18 protein-coding genes and 2 pseudogenes are annotated in these 19,154 nt (G+C 71.9%); 11 read left to right on the top strand and 9 right to left on the bottom strand.

What is annotated here, in order from left to right; all coding sequences use genetic code 11:
* Nucleotides 1–92: 92 nt before the first annotated feature.
* Nucleotides 93–638, bottom strand: a complete 546-nt coding sequence (locus FHX46_RS25050; protein ID WP_167119714.1) for a PH domain-containing protein — start codon at nucleotides 636–638, stop codon at nucleotides 93–95.
* Nucleotides 639–660: 22 nt separating this feature from the next.
* Nucleotides 661–1,482 (bottom strand): biotin--[acetyl-CoA-carboxylase] ligase, encoded by an 822-nt coding sequence (locus FHX46_RS25055; RefSeq protein ID WP_167119717.1) that lies wholly within the window; start codon nucleotides 1,480–1,482, stop codon nucleotides 661–663.
* A 99-nt stretch (nucleotides 1,483–1,581) separates the two neighbouring features.
* Between FHX46_RS25055 and FHX46_RS25060 the strand changes: the two genes are divergently transcribed.
* Nucleotides 1,582–2,709 carry a C40 family peptidase gene (locus FHX46_RS25060; protein WP_167121661.1) on the top strand — a complete coding sequence of 376 codons (1,128 nt, stop codon included), beginning with the start codon at nucleotides 1,582–1,584 and terminating at the stop codon, nucleotides 2,707–2,709.
* Nucleotides 2,710–2,803: 94 nt separating this feature from the next.
* Here the strand turns inward: FHX46_RS25060 and FHX46_RS25065 are convergent, their stop codons facing one another.
* The 4 genes and pseudogenes from FHX46_RS25065 to FHX46_RS25080 all read right to left on the bottom strand — a co-directional run bounded on the left by FHX46_RS25065 (nucleotide 2,804) and on the right by FHX46_RS25080 (nucleotide 6,573).
* The gene (locus FHX46_RS25065; protein ID WP_167119720.1) at nucleotides 2,804–3,988 is read right to left on the bottom strand and encodes an NAD(P)/FAD-dependent oxidoreductase; all 1,185 of its coding nucleotides are present in this window, start codon (nucleotides 3,986–3,988) and stop codon (nucleotides 2,804–2,806) included.
* Nucleotides 3,989–4,074: 86 nt separating this feature from the next.
* On the bottom strand, nucleotides 4,075–5,019 hold the full coding sequence (locus tag FHX46_RS25070; protein WP_167119723.1) for an RNA polymerase sigma-70 factor: 945 nt from the start codon (nucleotides 5,017–5,019) through the stop codon (nucleotides 4,075–4,077).
* A gap of 137 nt (nucleotides 5,020–5,156) precedes the next feature.
* Nucleotides 5,157–5,462 (bottom strand): annotated as a pseudogene (locus tag FHX46_RS29165) (DUF5360 family protein); the annotation flags it as partial.
* Between the two features lie 97 nt (nucleotides 5,463–5,559).
* Nucleotides 5,560–6,573, bottom strand: coding sequence for a zinc-dependent alcohol dehydrogenase family protein (locus FHX46_RS25080; RefSeq protein WP_167119725.1), 1,014 nt, complete (start codon nucleotides 6,571–6,573; stop codon nucleotides 5,560–5,562).
* 105 nt (nucleotides 6,574–6,678) lie between these two features.
* On the opposite strand from FHX46_RS25080, the gene FHX46_RS25085 reads away from it, so the two are divergent.
* Complete coding sequence (locus FHX46_RS25085) at nucleotides 6,679–7,485, top strand: helix-turn-helix transcriptional regulator (protein ID WP_167119728.1); 807 nt, start codon at nucleotides 6,679–6,681, stop codon at nucleotides 7,483–7,485.
* 269 nt (nucleotides 7,486–7,754) lie between these two features.
* Here FHX46_RS25085 and FHX46_RS25090 read toward each other — a convergent pair whose 3' ends face one another.
* Nucleotides 7,755–8,285 (bottom strand): peroxiredoxin-like family protein, encoded by a 531-nt coding sequence (locus FHX46_RS25090; protein WP_167119731.1) that lies wholly within the window; start codon nucleotides 8,283–8,285, stop codon nucleotides 7,755–7,757.
* A 73-nt stretch (nucleotides 8,286–8,358) separates the two neighbouring features.
* Here FHX46_RS25090 and FHX46_RS25095 point away from each other — a divergent pair, with 73 nt between their 5' ends.
* Nucleotides 8,359–8,967, top strand: coding sequence for a TetR/AcrR family transcriptional regulator (locus tag FHX46_RS25095; RefSeq protein ID WP_167119735.1), 609 nt, complete (start codon nucleotides 8,359–8,361; stop codon nucleotides 8,965–8,967).
* A gap of 44 nt (nucleotides 8,968–9,011) precedes the next feature.
* Here the strand turns inward: FHX46_RS25095 and FHX46_RS25100 are convergent, their stop codons facing one another.
* Nucleotides 9,012–10,487, bottom strand: coding sequence for an MFS transporter (locus FHX46_RS25100; protein ID WP_167119738.1), 1,476 nt, complete (start codon nucleotides 10,485–10,487; stop codon nucleotides 9,012–9,014).
* Between the two features lie 243 nt (nucleotides 10,488–10,730).
* Between FHX46_RS25100 and FHX46_RS25105 the strand changes: the two genes are divergently transcribed.
* The 5 genes from FHX46_RS25105 to FHX46_RS25125 are packed head-to-tail and all read left to right on the top strand — an operon-like array spanning nucleotide 10,731 to nucleotide 14,973.
* On the top strand, nucleotides 10,731–11,042 hold the full coding sequence (locus FHX46_RS25105) for an ArsR/SmtB family transcription factor (protein ID WP_167100087.1): 312 nt from the start codon (nucleotides 10,731–10,733) through the stop codon (nucleotides 11,040–11,042).
* Nucleotides 11,039–11,983 (top strand): SRPBCC family protein, encoded by a 945-nt coding sequence (locus FHX46_RS25110; protein ID WP_167119741.1) that lies wholly within the window; start codon nucleotides 11,039–11,041, stop codon nucleotides 11,981–11,983. Before FHX46_RS25105 ends, FHX46_RS25110 begins: the two co-directional genes overlap by 4 nt.
* 55 nt (nucleotides 11,984–12,038) lie before the next feature.
* Nucleotides 12,039–13,031, top strand: a complete 993-nt coding sequence (locus FHX46_RS25115) for a hypothetical protein (RefSeq protein ID WP_167119744.1) — start codon at nucleotides 12,039–12,041, stop codon at nucleotides 13,029–13,031.
* A 47-nt stretch (nucleotides 13,032–13,078) separates the two neighbouring features.
* Nucleotides 13,079–14,719 carry an acyl-CoA carboxylase subunit beta gene (locus FHX46_RS25120; protein WP_167119747.1) on the top strand — a complete coding sequence of 547 codons (1,641 nt, stop codon included), beginning with the start codon at nucleotides 13,079–13,081 and terminating at the stop codon, nucleotides 14,717–14,719.
* A gap of 11 nt (nucleotides 14,720–14,730) precedes the next feature.
* Complete coding sequence (locus FHX46_RS25125) at nucleotides 14,731–14,973, top strand: acyl-CoA carboxylase epsilon subunit (protein ID WP_167119750.1); 243 nt, start codon at nucleotides 14,731–14,733, stop codon at nucleotides 14,971–14,973.
* 53 nt (nucleotides 14,974–15,026) lie between these two features.
* On the opposite strand, the gene FHX46_RS25130 is transcribed toward FHX46_RS25125, so the two are convergent.
* Complete coding sequence (locus FHX46_RS25130; protein ID WP_313886242.1) at nucleotides 15,027–16,283, bottom strand: MFS transporter; 1,257 nt, start codon at nucleotides 16,281–16,283, stop codon at nucleotides 15,027–15,029.
* Between the two features lie 59 nt (nucleotides 16,284–16,342).
* On the opposite strand from FHX46_RS25130, the gene FHX46_RS25135 reads away from it, so the two are divergent.
* The 3 genes and pseudogenes from FHX46_RS25135 to FHX46_RS25145 all read left to right on the top strand — a co-directional run bounded on the left by FHX46_RS25135 (nucleotide 16,343) and on the right by FHX46_RS25145 (nucleotide 19,147).
* On the top strand, nucleotides 16,343–16,990 hold the full coding sequence (locus FHX46_RS25135; protein WP_167119754.1) for a GntR family transcriptional regulator: 648 nt from the start codon (nucleotides 16,343–16,345) through the stop codon (nucleotides 16,988–16,990).
* A gap of 87 nt (nucleotides 16,991–17,077) precedes the next feature.
* Nucleotides 17,078–17,716: a PadR family transcriptional regulator gene (locus tag FHX46_RS25140; protein WP_167119757.1), complete on the top strand. Its 639-nt coding sequence runs from the start codon at nucleotides 17,078–17,080 to the stop codon at nucleotides 17,714–17,716.
* Nucleotides 17,700–19,147 (top strand): annotated as a pseudogene (locus tag FHX46_RS25145) (MFS transporter). Before FHX46_RS25140 ends, FHX46_RS25145 begins: the two are co-directional and overlap by 17 nt.
* Nucleotides 19,148–19,154: the final 7 nt, after the last annotated feature.

The raw sequence follows: 19,154 nt of genomic DNA on the forward strand, positions 1-19,154 counted from the left end.
CGAGACCGGGCGGAGAGAAATCCACGCGGTACCAACGGTTTCCGGCGCACGTGTCACCGAGCGCACTCGGCGATTCGCTGGATCGGGTGAAGTCAGCGGGCGCCGCGGCCACGCGTGTGCGGACCCTGCTCGCCGGGGAAGTCGTCGTACGGGTTGTCGTTGACCTGGCGGTAGATCATCGTGTGCACCCGCTCGACGCGCGGGATGTCCTCGAACCGCAGCGGCTCGTCCGAAGCGGACTCGATCACCAGCGTGCCGCAGCCGAAGATCCGGTCCACCAGACCGTGCTCGAACTGGACGCTGCTGATCCGGCCCATCGGGATGTCGATCCCGGTCCGCTTGATCACGCCCTCGCGGACGATGAGGCGATCGGTCGTGACGATGAAGTGGGTGGTGCGCCAGCGGATCAACGGCACCACGAAGAACGCGATGATCAGCACGACCGCGACGACGGCGATCGCGATGCGGGCCATGTCGTGCCACGGGGCGGGCGCACCGGCGGCGAGCGCAACGAGCCAGATGGCCACCCCCAGTGTCACGAGGAACCCGAGCACCGGACCGATCAGCATCTTGGCGTGCGGATGGCTGTGCACTATGACCTGCTCGTTCTCACTGAGCAGATCGTCGGGGTAGGCCACTGCGAACTCCTCTCGCGACGATTCACCGTACCGGGCGCAGGTGCACGACGTCTCCGGCGAACACGGTGTGCCGCTTGCCGTCCTGGCCGGTCACCTGCAGCTGGCCGGACGCGTCGACGTCCTCCGCCGTGCCGGTGATCGTCTGGTCGCCCGGCATCAGCACCCGCACCTCCTGACCGAGCGTCTCGCAGCGGGCCCGGTAGTCGGCCAGCAGCCCGGCTCGCGCCAGGTCACCACCGGCCGCCCGCCAGCGGTCCTCGCGGTCGGCGAGCGCGGCCAGCAGCAGCGCAGCGATGTCGGTGCGGTCGGTGGTGCGCGCGCCCTGCTCGGCCAGCGAGGTCGGCATCAGCCCGCCCGCGCCCGGCTCGACACCCGGGCCCAGCGGGCGCACGTTGAGCCCGATGCCGAGCACCACGGCGACCTCGTCCCCCGCGACCGCCTCGGACAGGATCCCGGCGCACTTGCCGCGGTCCGGTCCGGCGAGCACGTCGTTGGGCCACTTCAGCACGGCATCGACGCCGAGTTCCACGGCCAGGTCGGTCACCGCGAGCCCCGCGGCGACCGCGAGCGACCCGAGCGCGCTGAACGGCACCCCGGCCGGGCGCAGCAGCACGCTGAGGTACACGCCACTGCCCTTCGGCGAGGCCCACAGCCGCGCCCGCCTGCCGACCCCGGAAGTCTGCTCCTCGGCGATCAGCACGGTGCGGTCCGCCGCGCCCTCGACACCGGCCTTGCGCAGGTCGGCGTTCGTGGACCCGGTGCTGGGGACGACGTCCAGCGCCGCGTACGGACCCTCCGGCGCGAGCAGTTCGGCCCGCAGCCGCGCGGTGTTGATCGCGTTCATGGGGAAAGCCTATTCGCCCGCCGTCACGCGGGCGGGGGTCCGGTCGTTGGATCCCGGTGACGGGCGAGGGCGGTGTCTTTTAGTGTGGACGAGGTGACCATGCGTTTCCGATCGTGGGGGCGGGCCGCTGCCGGGCGTGCCCTGATCGCGCTGATCCTCGTTGCCGCCGTGGCGACCTGCGGGTGGCTGCTGGTCGAGCCGCCACGCCGGGCGGTGCAGACCGCCGCCGACGTGGTGCCGGCCGAGCAGCCGGGCGGGAACGCGGCGATCGCGGCCGCGCCCACCGTGCTGGAGCCGAACGCGCCGGAGCAGGCGCAGGCTCCCCAGGAACAGGGCCGCAGCGAGCTGGAGAAGTGGGCGGCGAACCTGAGCGGGCCGCTGGACATCCCGGAGCGCGCGCTGATCGGGTACGCGACGGGCGAGCTGACGCTGCGCGACGAGGACCCGGGCTGCCACCTGTCGTGGGTGACACTCGCCGGGATCGGCAAGGCCAGCTCGAACCACGGCCGGTTCGGCGGCGCTTCGCTGGCCGCCGACGGGCGGATGACGAAAGCGCTCGGCGCGGTACCGCTGACCGGCGCCGCCGGCGAACCCGCCACCGAGCCGCGCAGCGGTCCGATGCAGCTGACGCAGAGCGAATGGCATCGCGCCGGGGCGCACGGTGATCTCCAGGACATCGACGACGCGGCGGTCGCCGCGGGCCGCACGTTGTGCGCGGGCCGCACCGATCTCCAGGCCGGCCAGGGCTGGTGGAAGGCGGTCGCCGGGTACCGCGATTCGGACCTGTTCCGCCAGCAGGCGCTCGGCAACGCGCAGCTGTACGCGCAGCTGTCGCTGGACCCGGCGTCGGCGTCCGCGCCGTCGGTCCGCGCCACCCGGTTCGCCCTCGACCAGCTCGGCCTGCCGTACGTGTGGGGCGGCAACGGGCCGGACGCGGGCGCGGCCGGGTTCGACTGCTCGGGCCTGACGAAGGCCGCCTACGACGCGGCGGGCATCGACCTGCCGCGCACGGCGGACACGCAGTTCCGGTCGGTCTCGCCGGTCACCGAACCGAAGATGGGCGACCTGGTGTTCTACGGCAACCCGGCCACGCGCATCCACCACGTCGGGCTCTACCTGGGCAACGGGCTGATGATCAACGCGCCGACCGAGGGCATGGCCATCCAGATCGCGACGTACCGCACCCGCACCGACGACTACGCGGGCGCCGGCCGCCCGGCGCGCTGAGCGCCGGTGCCGGCTGCCCGGGTGGCGGAACGGGCCGCCGCCGGAGCTGTGATCTTCGGCGGCGGCCCACCCGGTGGTCACCCGCATCCGGTTGTCACACCGTGATCGCGCGCGGCTCTTCCACCCCGACGGTGTGACGCCGGCGAACCGGGAGCATCGACGTCGGGTGGGCGATGCTCCACGCCGCGGCCCGGCAGATCAGCTCCTTGAGCCACGCAGCCGCCCGGCCGGTGACCGCGGACGGTTTCGGCTGGTCGTCCGGGGTCACCCACTGCACGACGGCGTCCCGGCGGCCAAGGCTGATGCACTGGGCGGTGTAACCGATCTCGTTCCGGGGGATCCGGCCGCCGGTGAGGCGGGCGGCGATGGCGTCCGCGGCCAGCTGGGCGGTGGGGACCCCGGAGGCGCACGACATCCGCAACGGTGCGCCGGTCGCGCCCGGCGCGAACGCGGCATCACCGACGGCGTAGACGTCGGGGTGCGACACCGACCGCATGGTGTCGTCGACGACGATCTGCCCGGCCGGGGACACCCGCAGGGTCGTGGCCGCGGCGAGGGGGTGGACGGCGAAACCGGCGGTCCAGATGGTCACGTCCGCCGGGATCGCGCGGCCGTCGGCGGTGATCACGCCGGCGGGCTCGACGCCCGCGATGTCGGTGTGCTCGTGCCGGGAGATGCCGAGCCGGTCGAACGCCGTGCGCAGGTGGCGCTGGGCCTTCTCGCTCAGCCAGTCGCCGAGGCCGCCGCGGGCCGCGAGCGAGACCGCGAGGTCCGGCCGGGCTTCGGCGATCTCGGTGACGGTTTCGATACCGGTGAGGCCGCCGCCCACGACGAGCACGGTTCCGCCCGCGGCAAGACCGGCCAGCCGCTCACGCAGCCGCAGCGCCGACTGCTTGCCGGCGAGGTTGTGGGCGTACTCGGCGACGCCCGGGACACCGCCGTCGGCCGCGGCACTGCCGAGGGCGTAGACGAGCGTGTCGTAGGTGATCTCGCTGCGGCCGTCGGCGTCGCTGATCTCGACGATCTTGCGTTCCGCATCCACAGCGGTGACCCGCGCCAGCCGCACCTGCACGCCGGTGCCGGCGAAGACGTCGGTGAGCGCGCGGCGCGTCAGCTCCTGGCCGGTCGCGAGCTGGTGCAGGCGAACGCGCTCGACGAATTCGGCGTCGGCGTTGACGAGGACGATCTCGGCGTCGGCGGGGTGCAGGCGCTTGGCCAGCCGCCCGGCGGCGTTGGCTCCGGCGTATCCGGCCCCGAGAACGACGATGCGGTGCTTCATGGTCTCCCTCACTCCCTGTCGGGCTGGTGTCGCTTCCTGAACCGGGCAGCGGCACGAAACCTGACAGCGGCGAGCGGTGATCCACGTCACCAGGTGTCGACGAGCGGGTCCCCGTGGTCGGCGCTGGCCCACTGGCGGGTCGCGCGGTCGAGCTTGCCGGGGTTCGCCTGCGCATGGACGGCCGCGACGCCGTCGGTGGTCACGTCCAGCGTCACGACCGCGGCGACGCGGTCGCCGACCGTCATCACCAGCGCGGGCGCGCCGTTGGCGACCGCGGCGTACAGGACGGGACGGCCGCCGATCATCTCCCATTTGGCCGCACTGGGCTGGAACAGCGTGCGCAGGAACCGGGCCACCCGCAGCGCACCGGTGACCGGGCGCGGCAGCGAGAAGACCACGCCGCCGCCGTCACCGACGCTGATCGCGTCGTCGGCCAGCATCTTCACCAGCGAGTCGGTCCGGCCGCTGAGCGCGGCGGCGAGGAACTCCGCCACGATCTTGCGGGCCGCGGACGCATCGACCGCCACCCGGCGCCGTCCTTCGGCGAGGTGCTGCCTGGCGCGCCGGTAGATCTGCTGGCAGTTCGACTCGGTGAGGTCGAGCACCTCGGCGATCTCGCCGTGCGAATACCCGAACGCCTCGCGCAGCACGTACACGACCCGTTCCCGGGCCGAGAGCCGCTCCATCAGGGTGAGCATCGCGATCGACACCGATTCCCGCTGCTCGACGGTGGCGGACGGGCCGAGCAGCGGGTCCCCGGCGAGGACCGGTTCCGGCAGCCACTGACCGACGTAGGTCTCCCGCCTGGCCCGCGCCGAGGTGAGCCGGTTGAGGCAGATGTTGGTGAGCACCTTGGTCAGCCACGCTTCGGGTGTCCCGATGTGCTCCCGGTCGGCGGACTGCCAGCGCAGGAACGTGTCCTGCACCGCGTCCTCCGCGTCGGTCGCCGATCCCAGCAGGCGGTACGCGATGGCCGCCAACCGCGCCCTGGCCCGCTCGAACAGCTCGACCTCGTGCGCAGCGACCACCATGGTGCGAAATTACCTTCTCCGGTTCCGGCCGTCAGCAGGTCACCTCCCGTGCCTTCCGCCGGCGTGGCCGCGGCGCCTTCCCGCAGCGAAAGGGCCAGCGCGGCGAGGGGGAACAGGGTGAGCCACAGGTTGGGCAGCCACCAGGCGGGGTCGAACTCGCCGCGCAGCGCCCAGAAGCTGATCGCGAGCAACCCGGCCGCGTGGGTCAGGGCGAGCGAGACGGCCCGCAACGCCGTCGCGCCGGCCCGGCGACGGCGCGTCCAGCGCAGGGACATCAGGCCGGTGGTCGCGGCGATCACGTCCAGTCCCAGGAAGGACCAGTTCCACGCGTTGAGCACCGGTTCCGGGTAGGGCGGGATGATCCGGACGACGTTGGCCAGCCAGTACAGCAGGAAGCCGACGTCGGTGCCGAACATCAGGCGCTTGACCCACTTGTCGGACATCGCATCCCCCAGGACGCGGGTGGCGGCGCCGGGAGCGCTCGCTGTTGACACCCACCCCGCCAACAGTACCGTCTGGACGGTACAGTTGACCAGGTAGTCAGCTGTGGCTGATCACGATCTTGCCGAACCCGCCGCCGGACGCGCAGTACTCGAAGGCATCCGGGACCTTCTCGAACGGGAACTCCCGATCGATCACGGGGCGAAGCCGGTGCAGCTCGACCGCGCGGGTCAGCTCCGTGAAATGGGCCCGGCTACCGGTGGCGATCCGATTCAGGACCGCACCCGCACTGAACAGGGCCGCGGGATCGACGGGCCGTGCGCCCTCGGCCCCGGACAACCAGTAGCCGACGAAGGCGAGGTCCCCGCTGGCTGCGACGGATTTCAGCGACTGCTCCAGCGGGCCGGTCGCGTCCACGACCCGGTCCGCGCCGCGGCCACCGGTCAGGTCGAGAACCTTTTGCGACCACTGCGGATCTTCACGGTAGTCGATCACCGCGTCGGCACCCAGCGCGCGCAGCCGCTCCGCCTTGACCGGGCTCGAAGTCGTCACGATGACCCGCGCACCCGCCAGCTTCGCGAACTGCAGGACGAACAGCGACACCCCGCCGGAGCCGAGCGTCAGCACCGTGGAACCCGGGCGTGGCGGGCCGCCCGCGCTGAGCGCGTGCCACGCGGTCACCGCCGCGAGCGGCAACGTGGCGGCCTCCTCGAACGACAGGTGCGCCGGGACGGGCACCACGGCGTCCTCACCGAACACGGCGTACTCGGTGAGCACGCCGTCGATCATCGTGCCAAGCTGCGCGGCGTTGTCCCGGATGAACGGGCCGTCCAGCCAGCGCGGGAACACGGTGGCCGCGACCCGGTCGCCCGGCCGCACCCGGTTGACCCCGTCCCCCACGGCCACGACCTCGCCGGCGCCCTCGCACCCGGGCACCACGCCGGGTGAGATCGGCAGCGGGTAGTTGCCGTCCAGGACCATGAGATCGCGGAAGCCGAGCGAGTTCGCGCGGATCCGGACCAGCACCTGGCCCGGGCCCGGTTCCGGCACGTCCCGCTCGTCCAGCGTCAACCCGGCCAGCCCGTGTCCCGGGTCGAGGCGGTAGCACTTCATTCCCTGTCCTCCTGTCGTCCGGTGCGGAATCGTCGGGGAAGGCCAGGTATGACGGCAATTCCCGCGCGGGAATCGTCCGCCTGCGGGCTCGTGTAGAACGAAGCTGTGGACACCGAAGTGGACAGCGCCGGGGTCGGCGCGGAACTGAGGCGCTGGCGCCGGTCGCGCCGGATCAGTCAGCTCGAACTGGCCGCGCTGGCGGGTACCACGCAGCGGCACCTGAGCTTCATCGAGAGCGGCCGGTCCCGGCCGGGGCGGGCGATCGTGGTCAGGCTGGCCGAGTCCCTGGGCCTGTCGCTGCGGGAGCGCAACGACCTGCTCATGGCCGCCGGGTACGCACCGGTGTTCACCGAGTCCACATTGGACGAGGCGGCCCTGCGCCCGGTGCGTGAGGCGCTGGAGGAGATCCTGCACGGCCACCTCCCGTACCCCGCGCTGGTCATCGCGCCCTACGGCCGGGTGGTCGCCGTCAACGACGCGGTCGAAGTGTTCACCGAAGGGGCGGCACCGGAGTTGCTCACCCCCGAGGTCAACATGCTGCGGCTGATGCTGCACCCGGAGGGGATGGGACGCCGGGTGGCGAACCTGGCGCAGTGGGGCCGCCATGTGGTGGAGAACCTGCGCGCCCGGGCGCGGCGAAGCCCCGACCCGCGCCTCGACGAGTTCGTCGCCGAACTCGCGGGATACCTGCCCGAGGCTCCGGTCAGCGGCGATCACCTGGGCTTTTCCGTGCCGATGCGGCTGGCCACCGCCGACGGGGAACTGCGGCTGATCACCACCTTGACGTCGTTCGCGACCGCCACCGACGTCACCCTCGCCGAACTGCGCCTCGAAGCGTTCCTGCCGGCCGACCAAGCGACGGCCGACGCCCTGCGCCGCCGCGCCGAGCGAAAGGGCTACCGCCGGGTGTGACCGTGCTCGGCGAACCGTCGCGGGAAGCGTGGCACCGGAACCCGGACCATCCCCGGGGCTACACGGTCACCCCACTCCGACCGTTCCCAGCGCCCGTTCCCCGGTGGTGGCCGTGATCGGACCGCCCTGTAGCGCGAGCGTGCCGGTGATCGCGGCCGTCTGGTTCATCCCGGCGCGCCCGGCACCACCGCGCCCCGGGTCTGCCCGCGCTGCCGGATCGTCCCGGACCCGGCCGGCCTGATGCGCCTCGGCCCGGGGGCCGCCCGGCGTTACCCGGCCACCGCCGTCCGGGCGTGGGCCAGCAGCTCGTCGACCGACCACTGGTCGTAGGCGTGCTCACCGTGCTTGCTCGCCAGCACCCGTCCGCTCGGGTCGATCAGGAAGTCCGCGGGCAACCCGAGCCGGCCGCCCTCCTGGCGCGCGGCCGGTGCCCGGAAGCGGCCGACCAGCGTCAACGCCGAACCACGCAGGATCGCGCCCCACGTGCGCGGGTGCAGCAGCGCCCGGCCACCCGATTCGACGCCGAACTCGCGGTAGTACCGCTTGCCCGGATCGGCGACGACCGCGAACGGCAGGTCGTACTCCCGCAGCTCGTCGGCAGGCGAGTGGAAGAACACCACCTCGCGGATGCCCGCGGCGCTGATCTCGTCGTGCCGCTGGACGATCGAACGGAGGTGCAGGTTGCAGATCGGGCAGCCGGCGAAGCGCCGGAACTGCAGGTGGACCAGGCGGGCGGGGTCGGGCACGGGGACGCGCTCGCCGGTGACCGCGACCAGTTCGCGTGGACTGACCTCTCGCATGCACGACTCCCTCGGTAAGCGTGTGGTGTACGCCTACGACCGTATGCGCGTAGGCTGTACGCTGTCAAACACCATGCCGCGCCCCCGTTCCCTGACACCCGCGCAGATCGCGACCGCCGCGCTGACCGTCCTGGACCGCGACGGTCTGGAAGCGCTTTCCATGCGAGCGGTCGCCCAGGAGCTCGGCATGGGCACCATGTCGCTCTACCGGTACGTGTCCGACCGCGGGCAGCTCGAAGGGCTCGTGGTCGACCTGGTGCTCCAGGCGATCGATCTGACGGTCCCGCGCGGCTCGGCGGGCAAGCGGCTGAGCGTGCTGGCCGACCGGGTCCGCGTCGCCGTCGGACGGCACCCCGCGGTCGTGCCGCTGCTGCTGATCCACCGCCACCGCACGCCCAGCTCGATCCGCTGGGGCGAGACGATGCTGACGGTGCTGACCGACGCGGGCATCACGGGCACGCGCCGGGCGATCGCGTTCCGCGCGATCATGGGATACGTGTTCGGCGCCCTGCAGGTCGAACACTTCGGCGCACTGTCCGGGCCGGGCACCGCCGCACTGGCCGGTCTGCCGCCCGAGGAGTTCCCGATCCTGTCCGAGACCGCGGCGCAGGCCCGGTCGATCCCGCCGGCGGAGGAGTTCCGGCAGGGCTTCGACATCCTGCTCCGCGGCCTCGGCCTCTAACCAGAGCCGGGAAACGCGCCAGGTCGCCCACCGACCGCCGGAGATCACTGTGGACGATTGCGGCCTGACGCGTCACGGGCGCGCGGGCGCAGCAGCACGGCACAGACGACCGTCCCGAAGGCGAAGAACCCGGCGGACCAGGAGAACGCCACGCGGTAGCCGTGCACCGCGGCTTCCGCGGCCAGTCCTGGCACCGGCGCCGTGCCGCCCGTGAACGTCGTCACCGCGTTGGCGACGAGGGTGCTGACCAGCGCGGTGCCGATGGAGCCGCCGATCTGCTGAGCGGTGTGCACCGTGGCCGACGCGACGCCCGCGTCGCCGGCCCGCACCCCCGTCGTGGCCGCGCTCATCGCGGGCGCCGTCGACACGCCGATGCCCAGACCGAACACCATCAGCGGGAACAGCACCCCGCTGAAGTAGGTGCTGACGGTGTCGATCGCGCTGAGCCAACACAGAGCCGCCGCCGCGATGAGCATGCCGAGGCTGATCAGCGCCCGCGAGCCGAACTTCGACAGCACGCCGCTCGCAGCCGCGGCACCCGCCATCAGGGTGGCGACCATGGGCAGGAAGGCGACGCCGCTGGTGATCGGCGCGAACCCGAGGTCCCGCTGCAGGTAGTAGGTGAGGAACAGCAACACCGGGAACATCCCAATGCCCCGCAGGAACACCGACAGGAACGAGCCGCCGCGGTCCCGGTCGAACAGCACGCGCATCGGCAGCAACGGATACTCCACCGTGGTCTGCAGGTAGACGAACAGGGTCAGCAACGCCACGCCGACGGCCAGGAAACCCCACACCGAGACGGCCGACCACGGCTCGGCCTCCGCGTGGGCGACCCCCTGGACGAGGGCGAACAGACCGGCCGACGCGGTCAGCGTGCCGGGGACGTCCAGTTTGGGCCGCCCCCCGGTGCGGGGAAGCGGGCGCAGCATCGCCACGGCACCGGCGAACGCGACCGCGGCGAAGACGATGTTCACGAACATGCACCAGCGCCAGTCGAGGTACTGGGTCAGCGCGCCGCCGAGCAGCAGCCCGATCGCGGCACCGCCCCCGGCGATCGCTCCGAAGACACCGAACGCCTTGCCCCGTTCCGCGGGATCGGTGAACGTCGTGCTGAGCAGCGAGAGCGCGGCCGGCGCGAGCAACGCGCCGAACACCCCCTGCCCGGCGCGGGCGACGATCAGCAGTTCGATGCCGTTCGCCGCACCGCCCAGCGCGGACATCAGGGCAAAACCGGCCAGCCCTACCAGAAAGGCCGGTCTGCGGCCGAACAAGTCGGCGACCCGGCCGCCCAGCAGCAAAAGGCTGCCGAATGCGAGTGCGTACGCCGTGCCCACCCATTGGCGCACGTCGTCGGAAAACGCGAGGTCGTGTTGCGCCGACGGCAGTGCGATGTTCACGATCGTGGAGTCCAGCACGACCATGAGCTGCGCAAAGCCGATCACCACCAGGATCCACCAGCGGTTCGCGTTCGTGTCCCCCCGTGCGGGTGCGACGGCAGCAACGGATGACGGCGGCATAGGTAAGTCCTCGCAGAAGTGAAGTGGATGAGCCCCCTGGGCCATCAAGCTACGCACGGCCGACCGCATATTTCTGCCTTAGGTGTCGCTTCTCGCGAACGCTGGCGAATGGCCATGCGATATGGCCTCGAATTGCGACGGCACCGCAGGCTGCAAGGGCACATCCAGCTTTTCGAACCAGCATCGGGTGCCCGCGGCGCCTGGCGGTGTTGACCTATATGCCAGTTGGGTTATATTACCCGTATGGCATCTACTTTCGAGGTGCTCGCCGAGCCCCGGCGCCGGGAGATCCTCGACCTGCTGCGCACGTCGGAGCGGCCGGTCGGCGATCTCGTCGAGCGCCTGTCCCTGACCCAGCCCGCGGTGTCCAAGCACCTGAAGGTGCTGCGCGAAGCGGGCCTGGTCGAGGTCCGGCAGGACGCGCAGCGGCGCTGGTACCGGCTGCGCTCGGAGCCGCTCGCCGAGATCGACGCGTGGCTGGCGCCCTACCGTCGCCTGTGGAACGCGAGCCTGGACGCCCTGGAACGGCACCTGGACACGATGGAGGAACCGTGACCGAACTGCGGACGATCGCCGGGAAACCCGTCCTCCGCTTCGAGCGGCGGCTCGCGCACCGGCCCGAAAAGGTCTGGCAGGCCGTTACCGACCCCGCCGAGCTGGCGCACTGGTTCCCCGCCCGCGTGGAAACCGGGGCACGGGTGGGCGCGCCGATGCGGTTCGTCTTCCCGGACGCGGCGCCGGTCGACGACGGCGGCAGCGGCGAAGTCCTCGAGTTCGACCCGCCGAAGGTGTTCGCGTTCCGCTGGAACCTCGACGTGCTGCGGTTCGAGCTGGTGCCCGACGGGGACGGCTGCCTGCTGGTGTTCACGCAGACGATCGGCGGCGGCGACATCGGCCGGCTCTCCGGTGGCCGCAACGCGATCGGCTGGGACTTCTGCCTGAACGGCCTGACCGCCCGGCTGGACGGGGCCGGTGTCCCGCCCCAGCCGGACTGGCTGCACGGCATGGAGCGCTACATCGAGGAGTTCGGTCTCGGCGAGGGCGCGGTGCACGAGACAGCGCACGGGTACGAGCTGCGGTTCGCCCGTGACCTGGTGTGGCGGCCGGCCGCGGAAGTGTGGCAGCTGCTGACGGAGGACGCGACCGTGCAGCCGGGCGACCCCGCCCCGGTGCGGGCGACCAACGGTCACGTACCGGCCGGCCGGGTGCTGGTGGCGTCGGCGCCGAACGTGCTGGAGTACGAGTGGCTGCACGACGGCTCACCCGCGGGGCGAGTGCGGTGGGAATTCGTGGCCGACCGCGAGCTGGGCACCCGGGTCGAGCTGACGCAGACCGTGCCGTTCGCGCTGGCGCACCTGCGGGCCGGGGCGCTGGCCGCCTGGCACACCCAGCTGGAGCTGTTCTTCGCCGCCACGTTCGGCGAGATCCGCTGCCCGTGGCCGGAAGAACGCACCGCCGAGCTGACCCGGCGCTACGCGCAACGGCTGGCCGGCTGACAGGATTCGCGCGGAGTTCATCTCGGCGCCGCCCGCGGCGCCTAGGTTGGCGATCATGACGAACCCGGTGACCCGGCGCGCCGTGCTCGGCGGCGCCCTCGCCCTCGCCGCCCTCGGCGGCGGTACCGCGGCCGCCTCGCGGTCCCCGCGCGTGCTGATCGCGACCAACGAGCCGTGGGGCACCTACCACGTCAAACCGCTGCTCGCCGAGGCCGCGCGACGTGGTTGGCGGCTCACCCAGCTGGTGCCCGACCTGACCCGCATCACCCCCGGGGACCCGGTACCGGTCGCCACGCCGGACAACGCGCCCAGCGCCGACCTGCTCGTCGTCACCGGCGCCGGGGACTGGCCCGCCGACTGCGCGGCCCGCTTCCGCCGGCTGCCGCTCGTCGCCAGCTCCCTCGCCTACCAGCAGCCGGTCCAGGCTCCCCGCGCGCGGGAACTGCACCCGCGGCTGATCACCTCGTCCTCCCCGGCCGAGGCCCGCGCGTTCGGCACCTACCTGGGCCGGCGACGGCACATCCGGATCGTCGGCTCGCCGCAGACCGACGACCTGCCGCGGCGGGCACCGGAACCGGGCCTGGTCCTGGTCCTCACCAGCGTCACGCACCCCGACGGCACCGGCGCCGCCGCGCCCGGCACGGAACTGCTCCTCGCCGCGGCGGAGAAGCTCGCCGCCGCCGGGAAGCGGATCCTGGTCGGCCTGCACCCGCGCGAGGACCGCACGTTGTGGGACCGCTACGAGATCAGCTCCGTGCCCTCGGTGCAGGCCGCCGCCCGCGCGGAGGCCGCCATCGGCATCCCCGGCACGGTGTTCCCGCTGGTCGTCGCCGTCGGCACGCCCGTCGTCGGGTGCACCGACCCGGCGCTGACCGTGCCGGACTACCTGCGGTCGGTGTGCTCGTCCACCATCACCGATCCCGGCCAGGCGGTCGCGGCGATCAGTGGCGCGCACCTGCCGGACGCGAAGACGCTGGCCGACGCGGTCGGACCGGTCGGCGGTTCGGCCCGGCGGCTGCTGGACGCGTGGTCGCGGTTCGCCAGGTGAGGTTCACGCCACACACGCGCCCCTTGCGCAATGGATAGGCTCCCGTCATGAGCAGCGCGACGGAGCCGATCGGGACGCCTCCGGCGGAGGAGCCGGACATCCACACCACGGCCGGGAAGCTGGCCGACCTGTACCGCCGGAACGACGAGGCGGTGCACGCCGGGTCCGCCCGGGCGGTGGAGCGTCAGCACGCGAAGGGCAAGAAGACCGCACGCGAGCGGATCGACCTGCTGCTCGACCCCGGGTCGTTCGTCGAGCTCGACGAGCTGGCCCGGCACCGGTCGACGAACTTCGGGCAGGAGCGCAACCGCCCCTACGGCGACGGTGTGGTGACCGGGTACGGCACCATCGACGGCCGCCCGGTGTGCGTGTTCAGCCAGGACGTGACCGTGTTCGGCGGTTCGCTGGGCGAGGTCTACGGCGAGAAGATCGTCAAGGTCATGGACCTGGCGGTCAAGACGGGCCGCCCGATCATCGGCATCAACGAGGGCGGCGGCGCGCGCATCCAGGAGGGCGTGGTCTCCCTCGGCCTCTACGGCGAGATCTTCAGCCGCAACGTGAAGGCGTCCGGCGTGGTCCCGCAGATCTCGCTGATCATGGGCGCCAACGCGGGTGGGCACGTCTACTCCCCCGCGCTCACCGACTTCGTGGTGATGGTCGACCAGACCTCGCACATGTTCATCACCGGCCCGGACGTGGTGAAGACCGTGACGGGTGAGGAGGTCACGTTCGAGGAGCTGGGCGGCGCGCGCACCCACAACACCAAGTCGGGCAACGCGCACTACCTCGCCTCGGACGAGGAGGACGCGATCTCCTACGTCAAGGAGCTGCTGTCCTTCCTGCCGTCGAACAACCTGTCCGAGGCGCCGGTGTTCGACCCGCCGGAGCCGGTGGACTCCTCGATCGCGGACGGCGTGACCGAGTCCGACCTCGAGCTGGACACGCTGATCCCGGACTCGCCGAACCAGCCGTACGACATGCACGAGGTCGTGACGCGGGTGCTGGACGACGGCGAGTTCCTGGAGATCCAGGAGCTGTTCGCGCCGAACGTGATCGTCGGGTTCGGCCGGGTGGACGGGCACGCGGTCGGTGTGGTCGCCAACCAGCCGACGCAGTTCGCCGGCTGCCTCGACATCGACGCCTCGGAGAAGGCCGCGCGGTTCGTGCGGACCTGCGACGCGTTCAACGTGCCGGTGCTGACGTTCGTGGACGTGCCGGGCTTCCTGCCGGGCACCGACCAGGAGTGGAACGGCATCATCCGGCGTGGCGCGAAGCTGATCTACGCCTACGCCGAGGCGACGGTCCCGCTGGTCACCGTGATCACGCGGAAGGCGTACGGCGGGGCGTACGACGTCATGGGTTCCAAGCACCTCGGCGCGGACATCAACCTGGCGTGGCCGACCGCGCAGGTCGCGGTGATGGGCGCGCAGGGCGCGGCGAACATCGTGCACCGCAAGACGCTCGCCAAGGCCGCCGACGAGGGCAAGGACGTCGAGGCGCTGCGGGCCGAGCTGATCCAGGAGTACGAGGACACGTTGCTCAACCCGTACGAGGCGGCCGAGCGCGGCTACGTCGACGCGGTGATCGTGCCCTCCCACACGCGCGGTCACGTGGCGCGCGCACTGTCGATGCTGCGCGACAAGCGCGAAACGCTGCCGCCCAAGAAGCACGGCAACATCCCGCTGTGAGGGAGGTCGGCATGAGCGAGTCCGAGGAAAGTCCCCCCGCCCGGCCGGTGCTGCGCGTGGTGCGCGGCAACCCGGACGAGGCGGAACTGGCGGCGCTGACGGCCGTCGTGGCCGCGGCGGCGTCCGCCGGTGGCGAGGAGGCGCCGCGGAAGCCGGAGCGGACGTCCTTCTGGGCGGACCGCGCGGCGCTGGTGCGCCGGCCGCTGCCCCGGCCCGGGGCGGGTGCCTGGCGGGCCTCCGCCTGGCCGCGGTAGTCACGCGTCCGGCGCTCCCGCCCGCGAGCTGCGCACTCGCGAGCGGGAGTGGCTCAGGCGGCTGGTTCCGGCACGCCTCCGGGGTGGGGTGAGCGAACCCCGGCGTGCCGGTGGAGCATCAGCAGCCGCGCGGTGCCGGTCAGCGCCATCGCCAGCGCGACCAGGAACGACAACCGGTAGGCCAGCGGCCCGTCGACGCCGTGCCGGAGCAGCTCGTCCAGCAGCAGCCCGGCCGCCAGCTCCGCGACGACGGCGAAGGTGAACCCGCCCATGTTGGCGACCCCGCTGGCGACCCCGGCCTGGTGCCCGTGGTTGGCCGAGCGCGCCAGGTCGAACGCCAGCATGCTCACCGCCCCGGCGGCGCCGACGAGGAACAGGACCGGTCCCAGCACCGGCGTCGGCACCGGGCCCGGCACCACGATCAGCACGGCCCAGCACAGCACGGTCACCACGGCCGCCGACGCGACCAGCGGACCGCGCACGCCGGGCCGCCGGGACGCCAGTTGCCCGGCGACGGTCCCGAACAGCACGAACCCGGCCACCACGACGGTCAGCAGCGCGCCGGCAGCCGCGGGGGTCCGGCCCTGCGCGTGCACCAGGTACGGCTGCCCGAGCACCGCGGTGAACGTGACGAACGCGCCCATCAGCGTGAAGTGCGTCCACATCGCGTGCCGCGTCCCGCGGTTGCGCCAGGCGTGCCGCAGGCTGACCCGCAGCGGCTCCTCCGGCACCGTGCGCGCCGCGGCCGAAGGCCCGTCACGCAACGCGAGGGCCGCCGCGACCAGCAGCACGGCCGTGATCACCCCGGCGGCGAGGAACGCGGGGGTCCACCCGAACCCGGTCAGCAGGGCAGCCAGTGGCGCGGTCGCGATCAGCTGGCCCAGACCGCCGATCATCCCGGTCAGCGCGGCAACCAGCGCGTACCGGTGGCCGGGGAACCAGTTGTGCGCCAGCCGCAGCACGTTGACGAACAGGAACGCGTCGCCGGCACCGATCAGCGCGCGCCCGGCCATCGCCGCCGGGTACGCGGTGGCAACGGCGAACACGATCGACCCGGCGGCCATCAGGGCCATCCCCAGCGCCAGCGATTTCCGCGGCCCGAACCGGTCCGCGGCCGCACCGGCCGGCACCTGGAGCACGGCGTAGAGCACGAGCTGCACCACGGAGAACACGGCGAGCCCGGTCGCGTCGATCGCGAAGCGTTCCTGCGCGGTGAGCCCGGCCACCGACAGGCTCATCCGGTGGAACAGTGCGGTGAGGTAGCACAGTGCGCCCAGCCCCCACATGGACCAAGCCCTGGCCGTGGTCACCGGACCACCTCCTGTTGCATCTATCTTGTATCTAACAGCGTCCTGACTACGATTCGCCCATGTCAACGAGGGACCGCTCACAGGCGGCCGGCGACCGGGCCTACCACTGGACCAAGGACCGCATCCTGGACGGCCGCCTCGAGGGCGGACGGCTGATCAGCGAGGGCGAGGTCGCCGACGCGCTGACCCTGTCCCGCACCCCGGTCCGGGAGGCGTTCCTGCGACTGGCCGCCGAGGGCCTGCTCCGGCTGTACCCGAAACGCGGCGCGCTGATCGTCCCCGTGTCCCCGGGCGAGGTGCACGACATCGCCGAGGCCCGGATCTTCCTGGAGCGGCACGCGGCCGCGAAGGTCATCGCCGCCGGCACCCACCGCGAGGTCGCCGCCGAGATGCGCACGGTCCTCGACGAGCAGCGCGCGGTGTCGATACCCGAGGACACCGCCCGCTTCACCCGGCTCGACCGCGAGTTCCACGCCACCCTCGTGCGGGCCGCCGGGAACGCGCTGCTCGCCGAGTTCTACTCCGGACTGCGCGATCGCCAGCTGCGGATGGTCAACACGGCGCTGCGGGACAACACCGTCCGCCCGCCGATCATCATCGAGGAGCACGCGCGGATCTGCGACCTGCTCGCCGCCGGAGACACCGGGACCCTGCAGGCCCTCATCGGCAACCACATCGCCGCCGTGCGGGACGAAGCCTCCCACTGAACCAGCACTGAACCAGCACCGAACCAGCGTTGTACCGCACTGCCCCGCCCCGTATAGTCCATGTGGAATAAACGAACTGGAGCACCGATGTCCTCCGTGAAGCTCACGCCCCTCGCACTCGCCATCCTGGAACTGCTGCACGAGAGACCGATGCACCCATACGAGATGACCCAGCTCATGCGGGACCGGCACATCACCAACCGGGTCCCGGTCAAACCGGGCTCGCTGTACCACACGGTCGACCGGCTGCTCACGGCCGGACACATCGCAATCGTGGAAACCCAGCGGGAGGGCCGCCGCCCGGAACGCACCGTGTACGCGCTCACCGAGGAGGGCCGCGACGCCTTCACGGACCGCGCCCAGGTGATGCTCGGCACGGTCGCCGAGGAGTACCCGCAGTACGTCAGCGGCCTCAGCACCATGGACGACCTCGGCCGGGACGTGTCACTGGAACAACTGCGGCTGCGCGTGATGCGGCTCGAGGGGAAGGTGGCCGAGCACGAGGCCATCCTCCGCCGCCTGGAGACCGAAGGCGTGCCGCGAATCCACTGGGTCGACTGGTGCTACACCACCGCGCGGCTGCGGTTCGAACTGGACTGGACGCGCGAGCTGATCCAGGACATCACCACGGGACGGCTGCCGTTCTCGGACGAGCACCCGCAGCCCGACCTCTCCCTGGTCCCCACCGAATCCACCGAGGACAGACCCGATGATCGAGCGAGTTAACCCGTGGGCAGCGCTGAGCGCGCTGTGCATCGGGTTCTTCATGATCCTGCTGGACACCACGATCGTCTCCATCGCGATCCCGTCGATGGTGCGCGGGCTGCACACCGACCTCAACGCGGTCGTCTGGGTGATGAGCGTCTACCTGCTCACCTACGCGGTCCCGATGCTGTTCACCAGCAGGCTCGGCGACCGCTTCGGCCCGAAGCGGCTGTTCGTCGCCGGTCTGGCGGTGTTCACCCTCGCGTCGCTGTGGTGCGGCCTGTCCGGCTCCGCCGGCATGCTCATCACGGCCCGCGCGGTGCAGGGCCTGGGCGCCGCCCTGATGACCCCCCAGACACTGGCGTTCATCACCCACCTGTTCCCGCCGGCCAAGCGCGGCCCGGCGATGGGCCTGTGGGGTGGGGTCGCTGGGCTGGCGACGATCACCGGACCGTTGCTCGGCGGTGTCCTGGTGGACCACCTGGGCTGGGAGTGGATCTTCTTCGTCAACGTGCCGGTCGGTGCGGTCGGCCTGGTCCTGGCGATGGTGCTGGTGCCCGACTGGCAGCCGCGCAACGCGCACTCGTTCGACGTCCCGGGCATCCTGCTGTCGGTCGCCGGGTTGTCGCTGCTGGTCTTCGGCCTGCAGAACGGGCAGCACTACGGCTGGGGCACGGTCGCCGGCCCGATCACCGTGTTCGAGGTGATCGCCGCCGGCGCGGTGCTGCTGGTCGCGTTCGTGGTGTGGCAGCACTACAACCGCCGCGAACCGCTGCTGCCGCTGCGCGTGTTCGGCAACCGCAACTTCTCGGCCGGGACCCTCACCGCGGTCACCATCGGCTTCACGATGACCGCGATGTTCCTGCCGCTGGTCATCTACATCCAGGACGTCCTGCTGCTCTCCCCCACCGAGGCCGGACTGATCACGGCCCCGATGTCGCTGCTCTCCGGCGTGATGGCGCCGTTCATCGGGCGGTTGTCGGACCGGGTCAACCCCAAGTACCTGGTGATCTTCGGGATCGTCGCGCTCGCCGCCGGGATGGCGCTGATCGCCTGATGGCACGCGAGACGAGCACCTGGTGGGTCACCTTCCCCGGGCTGCTGCTGTGCGGGATGGGCACCGGATCGGTCTTCGCGCCCATGAGCAACGCGACGATGAGCTCGGTCGAACCGCGGCTGGCCGGCACCGCGTCGGGCATCTTCAACACCGCCCGGCAGGTCGGCGGCGTGTTCGGCAGCGCGGCCACCGGCGTGCTGTTGCAGGCGCGGATCAGCGCGGGCATGGCGAGCAGCCACGGCAACGCACCGGTGGCCCTGACCAACGCGGCCCGCGAAACCCTGATCCTGCCGATCGCGGTGCTGCTGCTGGGGATCGTGGCGGCGGCCGCGATGCACCGGCCGGTGCCGCGGCGGGCGCCCGCCCAGCCGGACCCGGCGGGGGCCCGCGCGTAAGGCGTTA

The sequence above is a fragment of the Amycolatopsis viridis genome, from assembly GCF_011758765.1.
GTDB lineage: Bacteria > Actinomycetota > Actinomycetes > Mycobacteriales > Pseudonocardiaceae > Amycolatopsis_E > Amycolatopsis_E viridis.